This is a genomic window from Methylophaga sp. UBA1464 (genome assembly GCF_002325665.1).
Lineage (GTDB): Bacteria > Pseudomonadota > Gammaproteobacteria > Nitrosococcales > Methylophagaceae > Methylophaga.
In genome coordinates this window covers 10368-12126 of the sequence record NZ_DCSO01000055.1, presented here as the reverse complement: position 1 = coordinate 12126, position 1759 = coordinate 10368, and the positions used below count along the sequence as shown (strand labels likewise).

Here is a 1759-nt window from a genome sequence, read left to right as displayed (position 1 = left end):
GTGGCGATAGTTACGGAACCGGGTTTACCTGCTTCAGCTATGATATGCGCCTCTTTTTCATGGAATTTGGCGTTCAGCACTTCATGCGGAATTTTGGCTTTGGTCAGTAATTTATCCAGATATTCTGAACTTTCAATCGAAGCCGTACCCACCAGCACCGGTTGTTTACGTTTTATACATTCCTGAATGTCCAACAAAATTGCATCAAATTTTTCTTTGGCTGTCAGGTAAATACGATCCGCTTCATCTTTACGTTGCATTGGCCGATGTGTCGGGATGACGACAACTTCCAGCCCATAAATCGATTGTAATTCGTATGCTTCCGTATCAGCGGTACCGGTCATACCGGATAATTTTTTATACAGACGGAAATAATTCTGAAAGGTTATTGATGCAAGCGTTTGATTCTCATTTTGAATCTTCACACCCTCTTTGGCTTCGATGGCTTGATGTAAACCTTCAGACCAACGACGGCCCGGCATGGTACGCCCGGTAAATTCATCGACGATTACAATCTGATCGTCCTGCACAATGTACTCAACATCCCGATGAAACAATACATGCGCTCGCAATGCCGCTGTAACATGGTGCATAAGTCCGATATTTGCCGCATCGTATAAGCTGGCATCTTCATCGAGCAGACCGGCATCGGTCAGTAATTGCTCAATTTTTTCATGACCGGCCTCAGTGAAATGAACCTGTTTGTTCTTTTCATCGACGGTGTAGTCACCGGGTACGGTAATATCCTCTTCTTCACCTTCCTGTTTCGTCAGATTTGGGATGAGTGAATTGATCTGTACATACCGTTCAGAGCTATCCTCGGCAGGACCAGATATGATCAGGGGCGTCCGTGCTTCGTCAATAAGAATGGAGTCGACTTCATCGATAACCGCAAAATTCAGGGGGCGTTGCACGCGGTCTTCAAGCCGAAAGGCCATATTATCGCGCAGATAATCAAAGCCAAACTCGTTATTGGTGCCGTAGGTAATATCCGCAGCATAGGCTTCACGACGTTCATCACCACTTAATCCGCTGACAATGACACCCGTTGTTAATCCCAGGAAACCATATAGCTTACTCATCCAGGCTGAGTCACGTTTCGCCAGATAATCGTTGACGGTAATTACGTGAACACCTTCACCAGTTAACGCATTGAGATAAACAGCCAGGGTTGCAACCAGTGTTTTACCTTCACCGGTTTTCATTTCAGCAACTTTGCCATCATTGAGCACCATACCGCCAATCAGCTGCACATCAAAGTGGCGCATTTCCATTACCCGCTTGCCGGCTTCACGTACGACAGCGAAAGCTTCAACCAGAATATCTTCCAGTGTCTGGCCATCTGCGAGTCGTTGTTTGAATTCTGTGGTTTTGGCTTTTAAGGCAGCATCATCAAGTTTTTCGTATTCGCTTTCCAAATCATTGATAAGGCCAACTTGTTTCTGCAGTTTTTTGATTACACGATCGTTACGACTGCCGAAAACCTTACTGAAAAACTTGCCTACCATGACTGAAACTACCTGTTGAATTGTGCCGAATTGACGACGGTTTGATTAATCGCGTGATTATAACGCGTACTGTTAAGAAGATCGAAAGACCTGCCACACTTTTTTAAGTGGTGACATTTTTTTCAATTGCAAGAAGCGTTATTCGATGTAGTTAAATGGATTGACTGATTTACCGTCTCTTAGCACTTCGAAATGAACATGCGGACCGGTTGAGCGGCCGGTTGAACCCATCAATGCGATAACATCACCCT

General features: G+C 44.9%; 2 protein-coding genes. Both read right to left on the bottom strand.

Going from position 1 to position 1759, the window contains the following annotated elements:
• Positions 1–1508: preprotein translocase subunit SecA (gene secA / locus B3O33_RS06865; protein ID WP_292363263.1), on the bottom strand; the 1508-nt coding region annotated here is incomplete at its 3' end.
• Positions 1509–1646: 138 nt separating this feature from the next.
• The gene (locus B3O33_RS06860) at positions 1647–1748 is read right to left on the bottom strand and encodes a M23 family metallopeptidase (protein WP_292363267.1); all 102 of its coding nucleotides are present in this window, start codon (positions 1746–1748) and stop codon (positions 1647–1649) included.
• Between the last annotated feature and the right edge of the window lie 11 nt (positions 1749–1759).